Below are 13,042 nucleotides of genomic sequence, written 5' to 3'. Positions count from 1 at the left end.
CCTGACCATGCAATTGCGCCTCACTTGCCTCCTTCGATCCGCTTAGGATGGAGCGCCTCCTTGGGAACATGGTGTTCGTGAGCCTCTATCTTCTTCTCTATCTCCTCTAAAGACAGACCTTTGGTCTCGGGGACCAACTTCCATATGAACACGAAGGCCAGTATGCCTATGATCGCGTATAGCAGGAAGACGCCCCCGGTAGTCAGGAGGTCGATCAGGCCCAGGAAGGTCAATGAGATGACGAAGTTTGCCATCCAGTTCGCCACCGTAGCCAGGCTCATAGCCTGTCCCCTCGCCCTTAATGGATAAATCTCTGAGATGAGGAGCCAGAACACCGGGCCCAGGCCTATCGCGAAGGAAGCGACATAGAGCATCAGCAGGGCGACGGTTATCGTCCCTACATCTCCGCCCCCGGATATCATTTGGAAAGAGATGCCCAGTCCCAGAAGCGCGATGACCATCCCTGTAAGGCTGATGAGCAGCAGCGGCCTTCGCCCTATGCGATCGACCAGAAAGATGGATACGACCGTCAATGCCACGTTCGTGACCCCCACCCATATGCTCGCGGAAATAGACGCGCTGGCTCCCTGGAAACCAGCAAGCTGGAAGATGGTCGGCGCATAGTAGATGACGGTATTGATGCCTGTCGCTTGCTGCAAAATGGCGAGGCCGACGCCGATCATGGTCGCCAGCCTCAACTTATCGGTGAATAGGTCCTTGATCTTAGCCCCTCTTTCCTTCCTGACCGCCGCCTCCATCTCGTTGATGGTGTCGGTTATCTCCGAGTCGGGGTCCTGGGGACTATGAAAGCGCTTGATGACCTTAACGGCATCATCGTGCCGGCTCTTGAGAACAAGCCAGCGTGGGCTGTTCGGCATAACGAAGATGCCTACGAGGAGGACGGCTGCCGGGACCATTCCCACCAGGAACATTGCCTGCCAATCGGAGGAGGATGCAAAAAAGAGGGAAACGAAGTACGCCAGTAGGATGCCCACAGTTACCATGAGCTGGTTGAGGGAGACCATCGATCCCCGGATACCCTTTGGCGAGACCTCCGATATGTACATCGGACAGATGAACGAGGCGATGCCGATGGCCGCCCCGATGAACAGCCTCCCCACCAGGAACGGGTCGAGACCCTGGGACGCCACCACAATGATGGTTCCCAGGAGAAACATGAGGGATGCGAGGATGATGGACCTCCGGCGCCCCAGGTGATCGGCCATGTAGCCGCCGGAAGCGGCGCCAATGATCGCGCCAACCAGGACTATGGACACGGCCACCGATTCCTGTGATGAGGACAGATCAAAATCTTTGACGATGAAGAGGATTGCCCCGGAGATCACCCCGGTATCATAGCCAAACAGGATCCCGCCAACGGCGGCGACCGCGGCGGCCACGAACACGATCATCGGGTATCTCGAGCGTGGCTCTTTCCTCCCTTTCGAGTCCATATTGACCCACCTCGCTGCTTAGAGTTGCTCCTTGACCGCGCTTTGAATTTGAAGCTATGTCCGTACTAGCGGCGGCCGATGGATCGAATCCCACTGATATCACAACATTCGCTCGCATGACCAGTCATGCAGCCTCGATATAGGAGGACTATCGAGATATTTACAGAGGGTTAGGAACAGGCGGTGACAGCTAGGTCGTTGAGCGAGGGTTGACCGCCCGGGTCGATGCAGAGGATTTGACTTTCCTACGCCGTAGGGTAGGAACGATGCCCGTCGGCCATGCCTTAGTAGCAATAGTGCCACTGGGTCTGTATGCTCAGGCCTCGAGCATACGATGAAAACGGTGTTTGATCCCGCTCGAATGATGCAAGCAAAGCGACCGGCCTTTGACGGCGGCGCCGACGGCAAACCTTTAGCCCACTTCCATCATTGCAGCGTCATGCTCTCGGAGGGCGACCTCGTATACCTGCTCGACAACAGTGACCGCCGCTACTGGCTTCAGCTTCAGAAGGACATGGTCAGGGTCCAAGGCCTGGGGGTCGTGGACGGCAACAAGATCGTCGGCCAGGAGGACGGTTCGCTGGTGAGACTGGCGGGCAAGGACTTCCGGGCGTTTCGGGCAACGGTGGTCCAGTTGATGGAATCGCTGGAGCGCGGACCGCAGATCATCACCCCTAAGGACGCCGCTACCATCGTCTTCCAGCTTGGCCTGAGGGCCGGGGAGACTGTCCTGGAGGCCGGAGTAGGGTCCGCCGGCCTTACCATGGCCTTGCTCAATGCCGTGATGCCTTCCGGCAGGGTCATCTCGGTAGAGGTGCGCGACGACTTCGCGCAGCGGGCCAGGAGGAACGTGGAGCGGGCAGGGCTGGCGCCATACTGGGAGCTCCGGGTGGGGGACGTCAAGACCGTCGAGCTGGACGCGACCGTGGACGCCGTGGCCCTGGACATGCCGGACCCCTGGCTAGCATTGGACAACGTCGACCGCTTCCTCCGTCCCGGTGGCCGCTTCGCCGGGTTCGTTCCCAACACCAACCAGGTCGAGGGGGTGGTCAACGGCCTCCGCGACCGCGGGTATCTTGAGGTCCGGGCATTCGAAAACATCCAGCGGTCGATCGAGGTCCATCCCGGAGGGGTGCGCCCGTCGTACGAGAACCTCGCCCACACCGGGTACCTGGTCTTCGGGCGGAGACCGGCTAGGTCGTGAAATGGCCGCAAGGGATTAAATATCCTCAGGCCGCTCGGCCGCTCGTGGACCTGGAGTTCGCGGTGTCGGCCTTTGCCACGGTGTTCGCCATCGTCAACCCCGTGGGCAACATCCCGTTCTTTTTTGCCGTGACCGAAGGATACACTCCCGAGGACAAGAAGAGGGTGGCGGCGAAGACCTGCATCGTGACGGCGGCCGTTCTGTTCACCTTCGCTCTGTTCGGGCAATGGATCTTCAGCATCTACGGCATAACTATACCGTCGTTCCGAATCGCCGGCGGCATCCTGCTGTTCAGCATAGCCTTCTCCATGTTGCAGGGCCAGAAGTCCAAGACCAAGATCACCGAGGAGGAGCGGGAGGAGGCCATGCAGAAGGACTCGGTGGGGATCGTGCCCCTAGGCATCCCGATGTTCGCCGGCCCCGGTGCCATTACCACGGTCATGATCCTGGTTTCCGATGCCACCATCACGGCGGATGCGGTGGTGCGTCTGGCGGCCATCGCCGGGGCAGTTATCCTCACGGTCATCATCTCCTACGAGACGCTGGTGCACTCGGAGCGCATCTTCAACCTCATGGGCAAATCCGGGGCGATGGCCTTCTCCCGCATCATGGGCCTGCTGCTTGCAGCGGTGGCCATCAATTTCGTTCTGCGGGGCATCGCCCAGGCCATACCGATGTATGGCATCCTGCCGTGAGTTCACCGATCCTGTCGCCCTGGGGAACTGAAACGGCCTCACGTAATAGCTTGCTGGGCCCGCCGGATAAACTGTTAAGTATGCGAGGTCATTTCAGAAGCGGTGCTGACCGTGGTGAAGGCCGAGATCCGCATTGGGCTTAAGCACGGGGTCGCCGACCCCGAGGGCGAGAACACCAGGAAGGCCTTGGAACTTCTTGGCTTCAAGGGTGTGGAGAGCGTCAAGACGATCAAGGTCTTCGAGATGGAGCTGAAGATGGGCGCCGACGAGGCCCGTGCGGCCTGCGACGAGATGTGCCGCAAGCTCTTGGCCAATCCCGTCATTCAGACGTACAGCATCGAACTGAAGTGAGGGAGAGCATGTCCACAGAGCTCACCCGGAAGCGGCCGGTGCCCTTCCCCCTGTACGATGTCGACCTGTTCTCCGCGTCCCCCGACCAGCTGAAGGAGATGTCCAAGACCATGGGACTTAACCTCAGTCTGGAGGAGCTGGAGGCGGTCAAGACCTACTTCTCGAAGGAGAAGCGCCTACCCACTGATGTTGAGCTGCAGTCCATTGCCCAGGCGTGGAGCGAGCACTGCTGCTACAAGTCCTCCAAGTGCTTCCTCCGGGAGCATATCTTCGGCCTCAAGCATCCTGATGTCCTGTCCAAGGGCGATGCCGGTGTGATGTCCTTCGACGACGAGCATGCGTACGCGCTGAGGATCGAGAGCCACAACCATCCTTCGGCCATCGAACCCTATGGCGGAGCGGCAACTGGTATCGGCGGCATCGTACGCGATGTCCTGGCCATGGGCGCGCAGCCCATCGCTCTGGTGGACCCGCTGTTCTTCGGTCCCCTGGAGCTCAGGGAGGTGCCTGCTGGGGTGAAGCTTCCAAAGTACCTCGTGGGCGGGGTGGTCTCCGGCATTCGGGACTACGGAAACCGCATCGGCATCCCCACCATCGCCGGCGGAGTGTTCTTCGATCCGTCCTACACCGGCAACTGCCTTGTGAACGTTGGCTGCATCGGCTTCCTGCGCAAGGACCGGCTGCTCAATAATGCTGTCCGCGGTACCGGGGACGTTCTTATCCTGGTGGGCGGACGCACGGGCAGGGACGGCATCCATGGAGTGACCTTCGCCTCCGCCGAGCTCAGCTCCAGGTCGGAGGACGAGTCGCGGGGGGCAGTGCAGCTCGGCGATCCCATCACGAAGGAGCCGACCATTCACGCCTGCCTCGAGGTCAACGAGAAAGGCCTGGTCAGCGGCATCAAGGACCTCGGGGGCGGCGGACTGTCCTGCGTGGTCGGAGAGATCACCCTGGCCGGCGGGTGCGGGGCCGTCGTCCAGCTGGATAAGGTGCCGTTAAAGGAGGCGGGGCTGGCGCCCTGGGAGATCTGGGTATCGGAGTCGCAGGAGCGCATGATGCTCGCCGCCCCGGAGGCCAACGTCCCCAGAATCCTGGAGATCTTCGATCTTTGGGACGTGCCGGCCACGGTCATCGGCAAGGTGGCGAAGGAGAAGCGGGTCAAGCTGCTGTTCGAGGGCGAGCAGGTCTTCGACCTGGACTTGGAGTTCCTGACCAAGGGGCCGGAGTACTGCCGGCCGACCGCGACCTCGGGCGGGGCCAGGGAGGAGCATCGCGCCCCCCAGCTGCCGGACGGATGGAACTCGGTGGTCCTTTCGACGCTGGCAGACCCCAATATCGCCTGCAAGGACTGGATGATCTCGCAGTACGATCACGAGGTGCGGGCGTCCACGGTCATAAAGCCGTTGCAGGGCAAGCCGGGCCACCGCGGACCTGCCGATGCCACCGTCCTCAAGCCCCTGCCAGACTCGTACCGTGGTCTGGCCATAGCCGTCGGGGTCAACCCCTGGTTCACTTCCCTAGATCCATTCAACGGTGGACGCAACTCGGTGGACGAGGCCTGCCGTAACATCGTGGCGGTAGGGGGGCGACCGCATGCCCTCACCGATTGCCTCAACTTCGGCAACCCCGAGAAGCCGGAGCGCCTCTTCGAGTTCAAGGAGGCGGTCAGGGGCATCGGGGAGATGGCCACGGACCTGCACCTGGCGGTGCCCTCCGGCAACGTCTCATTCTATAACGAGACCGCCAACGGACCCACATTGCCAACGCCCACCGTTCTGGGGGTCGGTATCGTGGAGGATATCCGCAAGTGCGTGACCACCGATTTCAAGAACGAGCGCAACCCCGTCTACATCGTCGGCGAGACCAGAGAGGAAATGGGGGCCTCGGCACTCTACCGCCGGTACAGTGGGCGAGGGGGGCAGGTACCAGCGGTCGACAGCGCGGCGCTGTCCGCCCGCTCCGAAATGCTCCTCGGCGCCATGGCCAAGAGTCTGGTCCGCAGCTGCCATGACTGCTCCGACGGCGGCCTGGTCGTCACTCTGGCCGAAATGTGCTTAGGCGGCGATCTAGGCTTCGAAGGGGACCTCTCGGCCATGGATGACCTGCCCGCCGAGGTCAAGCTGTTCTCGGAGACCAGTTCCCGCTTCGTGGTGGAGGTCGATGACCAGAGACGCGGGGAGTTCGAGTCCTTGGCCGGGGAGCTGGCTACTCCGATCGGCATGGTCGGCAGGGGACGGATGACCATCCGCGACGGTCGCCGCTCGATCGTGGACGTCAAGGTCCCGGCTATGCGGAAGGCGTGGTCCGAACCCCTTTGGAGACTGCTGGGGTGATATGATGAAGGTCGACGAGATCAAGGTCTGCGTCCTCCGGATAGAGGGGACGAACTGCGAGCAGGAGGCGTACGAGGCCTTCAAGACCCTGGGGGCTTCGCCCGAGAAGGTGCACCTGAAGCAGCTCATCGGCCGGAGCCCGGCGGAGCTGCGGAGGGAACTGGATGACTACCACATCCTCATGTTTCCGGGCGGCTTCTCCGCCGGGGACTACGTGAGAGCCGGAGCGATTTTCGCTGCCCGCATCAAGAGCCACTTGGCCGCGGACCTGGAGAACTTCATTTCCTCCGGCCGGCCGGTGCTGGGCGTCTGCAACGGGTTCCAGATCCTGGTGGAGCTTGGCGTCCTGCCTTCCTTCGACGAGGTCATGAGCGAGGAACCGCAGGCTGCTCTATACACCAACGTCTCCGGCCGCTTCGAGTGCCGTCCCAGCTACCTGAAGCACGAGAACCACGGTCGGTGCGCGTTCACATCTCTATTGCCCCGCGGAGAGGTTGTCATGTTCCCGTGCGCCCATGCCGAGGGCAACCTCAGGTTCCCCGCGGATCAGGAACAGGAGTTCGTTCAGCGCCTCGAGGACAACGACCAGGTGGTGTTCCGGTACGTCAACCCGGAAGGCGATTATGACGAGTACCCATGGTGCCCCAACGGCGCCGTGAGCAACCTGGCCGGCATATGCAACCCCGAAGGCAACGTCCTGGGCCTCATGCCCCACCCCGAGCGGGCGATGTTCCGGTACCAGCACCCTGATTGGACCCGCACCGCCGGGAAGCCGGACGACCGCGGCGACGGGCAGGTCATATTCCGCTCCGTGCTCGATCACGTGAGCAAGAGGTACTGATCACTCCACCCTGATCCGTATCTCCACCGTGTCCCCGTCGAACAGCCCCAGCGTTCGCCGCAGGTTATACTTGCACAGGACCTCCATGATGTCGCTGTAGTGCGAGCGGGATGGCAGGATGACAGCGCACTCGATATTCTGGATGGTGGCGGGGAAGCATCGCACTTCACCGAACGTTCTGCCGTTGCGTTGGAAGCCGTTGATCACCACGCCCTCGCTCTTGCGCAGGACGTCCAGCTTGCCGACGTCGGCGGCGCTCATCTTGAGGTTGAGCGTTCCTTCGAAAGGAATGAAGTTCAACTTCTCCTTGAACTGCTCCTGGTACCCTGGCTGGTTGACGTAGTACTGTCCCTCGCCCATGCCCGTGGTCACCGTCCCACGGATGAGCAGGTGGTCCCGCTGCTCGAAGATCTTCTGGTATTCCGAATACTCGGCCCTCAGCGCGTCGAGGCCTTTCTTGGTGATGCGGATGCGCTGCTTCCTGGCCCCCAGGTCCCTCTGGATGTATCCTTCCTCCAGCAGTTCCAATATGCGCTTGGAAGCCGATTGCTGGCTAATATGCAGCCGGTCCCCCAGCTCTCGGGAGGAGATGGCAATGTGATCGTTGATCCCGCCCAGGAGGGCGATCTGCTTCAGGGCAATGGCGAACTTCTCGTTCATGCGTTCCACACCATGTGTGAAAACTGGTAGCTACCAGTTTTCGACATACGTTCCATTCCGACCAGCCTATTTATACTTTAATATCGTCGCTGACCATAACCAAGGGGCGAAGGTAACATCATGGACAGGCACGTCATCGAGGCACTGGGCAGGACCAGGGTAGTGATAAGGGACGGCAAGGTCGTGGAGGTCGGAGTACCGGAGGTCGAGTACTGCCCCCTTTTCGCCAAGGTCCGCAATATCCAGGTCATAAGCCCGGAGGCGGTGAGGGAGAACATCGAGTTCCGCATCCGGGACTTCGGGATGTGCACTCCGCATCGCAAGTTGCGCATGAAAGACTACCTGTCCTTCGGCGTGTCCGAGCTCCTGGGCATGGCCGTATCCCAGGGAATGCTGGACGCCGCGGTCATCGTGTGCGAGGGCGCCGGTACGGTCGTGGTTTCCGACCCTGAACTCATCCAGGGCATTGGCGGGAGGGTCTCGGGCCTGATCGAAACGACCCCCATCCCCGAGGTCATCGAGGCCATCGGCCGGGACATGGTGCTGGATCCAAAGAGCGCGAAGATCGATCAGTTTGCCGGTACCATGCTGGCGTTCGTCAAGGGTTTCAAGCGGGTGGGGGTTAGCGTGGCCACCGCCTCTGATGCCCGGCGCATCCGGGAGGAGTTCGGACAGCGGGTGGCGATCTTCGCGGTGCACACCTCCGGCCGCACCGCCGAGGAGGCGGACTCGTTCTTCGATGTCTGCGACATAGTCACGGCCTGTGCGTCCAGCACGGTAAGGGCACGGGCAACGGAAAGGGCGCTGTTCCAGGTCGGCAACAAGGTCCCGGTCTACGCCGCCTCGCTATGGGGCGAGACGTTGCTGAAGACCAGGCTAGAGCTGACCAAGCATTCTAATGTGACCTCACCCGAGGACCCCCCAAGGCCGCTGATCTAGGCGTCATCGAGGGCAAGGTGGCTGCCTCCCCTCATCAAAATCACTTTAATCCTCTTTTGGCGGAGCTTGGCGATAAGGGCGCGATCATTGGTGACCACGTACGCGCCCAGCCGTTCCGCGAGCTCTATGACCGCCCGGTCTCCGGAGGCCTCGGTGTCCTCAATCGTGTACCTGGACAGCAAACGTAATGCCGCCGAGGCATGCTTGCTGGATGATCTTTTAAGCTCGCCCACGATCGGTCCGGGGACGAAGACCTGACATTCGCCCAGCAGCGAACGGAGCTGGGCGTCGATGTTGATCGAACGCTCGAACGGTAAAAGAAGGGCGTTGGTGTCCAGTACCACGCGGGGCATGGACACCTACTGGATGATACCGTACCCGATGAGACGCCACTTGCCGGATATGCGCCTGGATATAGCGACGCGCTGTTCCTTGAGCGCACACACCGGGATCTTGAGCGCTACCTCGGACTGATTACCCCTTGCGCTGGTGACCACTCCAACAGTGGTAGCGGTGCCGATGCTGAGCATCAGGGGCTCGTTGGTCTTGATGTTGTCGACGATAAGATCCTCGGCGGCACCGACCACTCTCTCCAGCAGATGGGTGGTCATTACGAACTTGTGCAGCACCGGAGGCAGCGTGCCCGGCTTACCTACCACCCGGCCAGTGAGGCCGTCCGATTTGGTCAGCGCAGGGTCCAGTTTGGTCCCGATGGCGATCAAGCCTCCGGGGCGGGCCTCTTCCAGGGTGGTGTTGCCGGTATGCAGCGACTGCACCGTGGTGGTGATCTTTTCCCAGCTCGTCTTTCCGCTAACCTCGACCTTACGGCCGGGAAGCACCTCGATCTCATCCCCGACGCGCAGAGTACCCTGGGTCAGGGAACCGCCCAGCACCCCGCCCTTGAGCGAGTCGGGGCTGGAGCCAGGAGTGTTGATGTCGAAAGACCTCGCCACGTACATCATGGGCGGGTTATCCCTGTCCGCCGGCGGGGTCGGGATGTACTTCTCGATGGTCTCGATGAGCTTATCGATGTTGACGTCGTGATGCGCGGACACCGGAATGATGGGGGCGTTCTCGGCGATGGTCCCCTTGACGAAGCGTTTGATCTCGCGGTAGTTCTCCAAAGCCTCTTCCTTGGTCACGATGTCGATCTTGTTCTGCACGATGATGATCCTGTCCACGCCGATGATGGATAAGGCCATGAGGTGCTCCTTGGTCTGCGGCTGGGGGCAGTGCTCGTTAGCCGCCACCAGCAGGAGGGCGCCCTGCATCATCGCTGCTCCGGAGAGCATTGTGGCCATCAGCGTCTCGTGTCCAGGGGCATCCACGAAGGAGATGGCCCTCAGGAACTCGGCTTGCTCGTCACACTCCGGGCAGAAGTCTTTGGTCGTGTACTTGTTGCACTTGGGGCAACGATAGAACGCGGTGTCAGCATAGCCCAGTCGAATGGAGATGCCTCTCTTGATCTCCTCGGAGTGCCGGTCGGTCCACTCCTCGCTCAACGCCCTGGTAAGGGTCGTCTTGCCGTGGTCGACGTGACCGATCATTCCGATGTTGACCTCGGGCTGCTGGCTGACCTTCATTTCTTCTCCTCTTTCTTAGGAAGGAGATCCTCCACGGACTTGGAGCCAGCGGCGGAGATGGTCATATTTATCTGGGTGGTGTCAGGAGACACGGTGTTCCCACGGACCAGCTTGCGGCGTCTCAATCCCTGCTCCTTGGAGGTGAAGCCGATGCTCTTGGAAAGAAGGATGTTTTTGCGCCTGACGCCAGGGAGGTCGGCACGCATGGGCACGCCGTCCTTGTCGCTTCCACCAGCGATGGTCAGCTTGTATCCTGGGAGGCTCACGAAGATGCCGTCCACGACATCCCCGATCTTCTTGCCGATAAGGGAGTTAGCGTGATGCCCGGCGACCGCGACCTGGTACGACTTTCCGGTCTTTACATCATTGATGACAGCTTTGAACTCTACCATCTAAACACCTTTTTAGGTAAACGGCTTAATGTAGCTTAGAATAAATAACTATTGGCGCCTCGGTGGGCTCTGATTAATCGTTTTGTTTCTTCCCAGAAGGCGCCTGACTAGCGACCAAACCTCGTTCCCATTTTTATCAATTATTTAGATTGCCTTGGACGTCGTGCTCATCCCGTTTCCACTCGCCGGCCTCGTGTCCGGTTCTTTACAGAGACGACCGTTTTGTTCTGCATATCGATCCCACGGTGTAACGAGACATATGGCTAGACAACGCACATTGTCGCCTAGGCACCCCGAAACCACCACTCTAGAGGCCAACTCGGTTGGCTTTTCGGATAGGACCCCTGGTCAATGGCCCCTACCGGGCATATATCTCTATTCTATCAACATCCCGATGCCTAAGCCAGGAGAGATCTAGATTCCGATCTGCCCAATGGATACCTTCCCATTTGAAGCTGCAGCGCAAGTCACAAGCTCGACTTTTTGCGCTAAGCACACCCCGCCGGTAGAAGCGGTAAACTATTATGTGTTAATAGCATTGTCCTATACGGCGTTAACTCACCATCGTATCTAAAAAGTGGATTGCTAGAGGGGAATAAATATGGGCAGTCGATCACAGATATTGGCGGGTTTGGAAACTGCGATCGTGGTTGGAAGACGGAGGGAATCAACACTATATGCACAAGATGCGATCAGGGAGGGCATAAAACCGATCGATGCCATCGACAATAGCTGCATCAAAGGAATGATGACAGTCGGTGAGAATTACTCGACCCATCAGATATTCTTGCCACAAATGCTGCGTTCCGCGGACTCAATGTATTCTGCATTGGATGTTCTACTGCCGCATGTCTATGGAGAGTACGTCTCAAAGAAGATCAATATAGTGATCGGCGTGGTAGAAGGAGACGTCCATGACCTGGGGAAAAATATTGTTAAGACCATGCTTGTTGCTTCTGGATACAATGTATTCGATATAGGCCGCGATCAGCCGCCTGAGAATTTTGTCAATGCTGTGATAAAATATCAGGCCCAGATGGTGGCGATGAGCACTCTGACAACGCAGACGATCGATCAAATGCAGAGGACCATAGATGCGCTGACAGAAGCGGGCCTCAGGGCAGGAGTGAAAATCATAATCGGCGGTTCGCCCACATCTCCAGAGTTCGCAGACGAGATCGGCGCCGAACTCCATGCCCTAAATGCCCAGGAAGCAGTGGAGAAAGTAAAGGCCATTGTGTAACAATCTTGACGGGAATGTTTAGGTGGGAGCGCCACTCGCGTGTTGCATCATGCAAGGTTGTAAACTTTTTCATAATACATTTTTAACTGGTGCTTGCATTTTTTTTACCCACGGTTCGATGGCTGCCGCATCGTAACTTATCGGTGCAGATCGATCTTGCTACACTGGAGCGGAGCCTCTTAAAACCATCAGAGGACGTCGTTCGGCAGTCCTGCGCCCCGAACGGCAATCTAGGCGGCGGTTGCTACATTTCGGCAATAGTTTTATTAACACCCCTAAAAAATTGCCGTTAGGTCTCTCTGCCGGCAATGCCACAACAAGGACGCTCATCCTTGCTGCCCATAGATTCCCTCAAATCCAAATTGCTGGCAGGGAGGCCCTAACCATCTGGATATGAAAATCCTGATCAAAGCTTTACTACTCGATGTGCTTTGATGTTCCGGCCCATCAATTGAATACGCGCTCTTGGGTAAAACTAACCATCATGCTCGATATGCCTCAAAACATCCGGAGATGGGCTTTGTCAGATTCTCAATCGTCAAAAAGGCGAAGAGTATTTAAGGGAGGGCGAGAGTAGAGGGATTGCATCTGAAAGCCTTGTGTCCCGGTTGCGGGGCTGCCTGAACGGCAAACGGGGCTTTCGAGGTGTTAGCCGCTGTTTTATCTCATGACTCCTCTCTCATTTTGCGGCGATCGTGTGTGACCTTTCTCCTCTGGGATGAGTACTGTCCGATCTTATGGAGCGAAGCGCTCGTCTAACTCCAGGTGGCCGAAATGAACGCCGATATGTACTTTCCTTATTCTATTTGGGCAATGCCAATAAACATGTAGGCCCCCTAATATGAACGAGGTGAAGAATGAAGAACATATCAGCGCCGTTCTGTCCGTTCATGACTATGACTTGCGCAGGACTGGACTGTGCATGGTTTGACAGCGATAACTGCCATTGCGCATACCAAACCATAGCGCTTAGCCAGCACGGATTGACGGAACACTCGACCATTGATTAAGAAAGTCCCTTCCCGAATCGGCCCACATCATTTTTGAACACGTCATTAAGGTGTCGGGGTGTTGTTGCTGAAATATGCCTGATGAAAGATGTCCTCCACCGCACCCAGTAAGGTCTGAGGATCACCGGCAGCAAGGACGGAATGCCTGTCCTGGTCCGGCCGGTCGAGGGACGAGCCCCAATCATCTAGCGAACTAGTGATGCCATGGTTCGGATACCAAATGACAGCACTTCCTCTACTGTCCAGAACATGCTCTACAAAAAACAAGAAGCCAACCTATTAGGGCCGCCTTAGGAATGGGTTCGATGGGCCGGGAAGTCCGGTAGTTCGTAGGCTC

Annotated in this window: 12 protein-coding genes; 7 read left to right on the top strand and 5 right to left on the bottom strand. The window is 58.7% G+C overall.

Annotation, left to right across the window (positions count from 1 at the left end; genetic code table 11):
* Positions 1-20 precede the first annotated feature (20 nt).
* Complete coding sequence (locus SA339_01505; GenBank protein ID MDW5561875.1) at positions 21-1,454, bottom strand: sugar porter family MFS transporter; 1,434 nt, start codon at positions 1,452-1,454, stop codon at positions 21-23.
* A gap of 364 nt (positions 1,455-1,818) precedes the next feature.
* Here SA339_01505 and SA339_01500 point away from each other — a divergent pair, with 364 nt between their 5' ends.
* From SA339_01500 to purQ, 5 genes are all read left to right on the top strand, one after another.
* Positions 1,819-2,658, top strand: a complete 840-nt coding sequence (locus tag SA339_01500) for a tRNA (adenine-N1)-methyltransferase (protein ID MDW5561874.1) — start codon at positions 1,819-1,821, stop codon at positions 2,656-2,658.
* Positions 2,659-2,702: 44 nt separating this feature from the next.
* Positions 2,703-3,353, top strand: coding sequence for a MarC family protein (locus tag SA339_01495; GenBank protein ID MDW5561873.1), 651 nt, complete (start codon positions 2,703-2,705; stop codon positions 3,351-3,353).
* Positions 3,354-3,467: 114 nt separating this feature from the next.
* Entirely contained in the window at positions 3,468-3,704 is a 237-nt protein-coding gene (gene purS / locus SA339_01490) for a phosphoribosylformylglycinamidine synthase subunit PurS (GenBank protein MDW5561872.1), read from the top strand.
* 8 nt (positions 3,705-3,712) lie between these two features.
* On the top strand, positions 3,713-6,037 hold the full coding sequence (gene purL / locus SA339_01485; GenBank protein MDW5561871.1) for a phosphoribosylformylglycinamidine synthase subunit PurL: 2,325 nt from the start codon (positions 3,713-3,715) through the stop codon (positions 6,035-6,037).
* A gap of 4 nt (positions 6,038-6,041) precedes the next feature.
* Positions 6,042-6,878, top strand: a complete 837-nt coding sequence (gene purQ / locus SA339_01480) for a phosphoribosylformylglycinamidine synthase subunit PurQ (GenBank protein ID MDW5561870.1) — start codon at positions 6,042-6,044, stop codon at positions 6,876-6,878.
* Here purQ and SA339_01475 read toward each other — a convergent pair whose 3' ends face one another.
* Entirely contained in the window at positions 6,879-7,538 is a 660-nt protein-coding gene (locus SA339_01475; protein ID MDW5561869.1) for a DUF120 domain-containing protein, read from the bottom strand.
* A 120-nt stretch (positions 7,539-7,658) separates the two neighbouring features.
* Here SA339_01475 and SA339_01470 point away from each other — a divergent pair, with 120 nt between their 5' ends.
* Positions 7,659-8,477, top strand: a complete 819-nt coding sequence (locus tag SA339_01470) for a DUF2099 family protein (protein ID MDW5561868.1) — start codon at positions 7,659-7,661, stop codon at positions 8,475-8,477.
* On the opposite strand, the gene SA339_01465 is transcribed toward SA339_01470, so the two are convergent.
* The 3 genes from SA339_01465 to SA339_01455 are packed head-to-tail and all read right to left on the bottom strand — an operon-like array spanning position 8,474 to position 10,452.
* Positions 8,474-8,830 carry a twitching motility protein PilT gene (locus SA339_01465; protein MDW5561867.1) on the bottom strand — a complete coding sequence of 119 codons (357 nt, stop codon included), beginning with the start codon at positions 8,828-8,830 and terminating at the stop codon, positions 8,474-8,476. The genes SA339_01470 and SA339_01465 overlap by 4 nt on opposite strands.
* A gap of 6 nt (positions 8,831-8,836) precedes the next feature.
* On the bottom strand, positions 8,837-10,060 hold the full coding sequence (locus tag SA339_01460) for a translation initiation factor IF-2 subunit gamma (protein MDW5561866.1): 1,224 nt from the start codon (positions 10,058-10,060) through the stop codon (positions 8,837-8,839).
* The gene (locus tag SA339_01455; protein ID MDW5561865.1) at positions 10,057-10,452 is read right to left on the bottom strand and encodes a 30S ribosomal protein S6e; all 396 of its coding nucleotides are present in this window, start codon (positions 10,450-10,452) and stop codon (positions 10,057-10,059) included. The genes SA339_01460 and SA339_01455 overlap by 4 nt, the downstream gene beginning before the upstream one ends.
* A 631-nt stretch (positions 10,453-11,083) precedes the next feature.
* Here SA339_01455 and SA339_01450 point away from each other — a divergent pair.
* Positions 11,084-11,695: a cobalamin-dependent protein gene (locus SA339_01450; protein MDW5561864.1), complete on the top strand. Its 612-nt coding sequence runs from the start codon at positions 11,084-11,086 to the stop codon at positions 11,693-11,695.
* Positions 11,696-13,042 lie beyond the last annotated feature (1,347 nt).

The organism is Methanomassiliicoccus sp., assembly GCA_033485155.1.
In the GTDB taxonomy this organism is placed as follows: domain Archaea; phylum Thermoplasmatota; class Thermoplasmata; order Methanomassiliicoccales; family Methanomassiliicoccaceae; genus UBA6.
Note: the sequence above shows the minus strand (reverse complement) of the source record. Positions and strands in the feature narration are given on the sequence as shown.

Coding starts and splice junctions, on each gene's coding strand:
- SA339_01500 (MDW5561874.1), top strand. CDS start 1,819: ATGCAAGCAAAGCGACCGGCCTTTGACGGCGGCGCCGACGGCAAACCT.
- SA339_01455 (MDW5561865.1), bottom strand. CDS start 10,452: ATGGTAGAGTTCAAAGCTGTCATCAATGATGTAAAGACCGGAAAGTCG.
- SA339_01460 (MDW5561866.1), bottom strand. CDS start 10,060: ATGAAGGTCAGCCAGCAGCCCGAGGTCAACATCGGAATGATCGGTCAC.
- purQ (MDW5561870.1), top strand. CDS start 6,042: ATGAAGGTCGACGAGATCAAGGTCTGCGTCCTCCGGATAGAGGGGACG.
- SA339_01505 (MDW5561875.1), bottom strand. CDS start 1,454: ATGGACTCGAAAGGGAGGAAAGAGCCACGCTCGAGATACCCGATGATC.
- SA339_01475 (MDW5561869.1), bottom strand. CDS start 7,538: ATGAACGAGAAGTTCGCCATTGCCCTGAAGCAGATCGCCCTCCTGGGC.
- SA339_01470 (MDW5561868.1), top strand. CDS start 7,659: ATGGACAGGCACGTCATCGAGGCACTGGGCAGGACCAGGGTAGTGATA.
- SA339_01465 (MDW5561867.1), bottom strand. CDS start 8,830: ATGCCCCGCGTGGTACTGGACACCAACGCCCTTCTTTTACCGTTCGAG.
- purL (MDW5561871.1), top strand. CDS start 3,713: ATGTCCACAGAGCTCACCCGGAAGCGGCCGGTGCCCTTCCCCCTGTAC.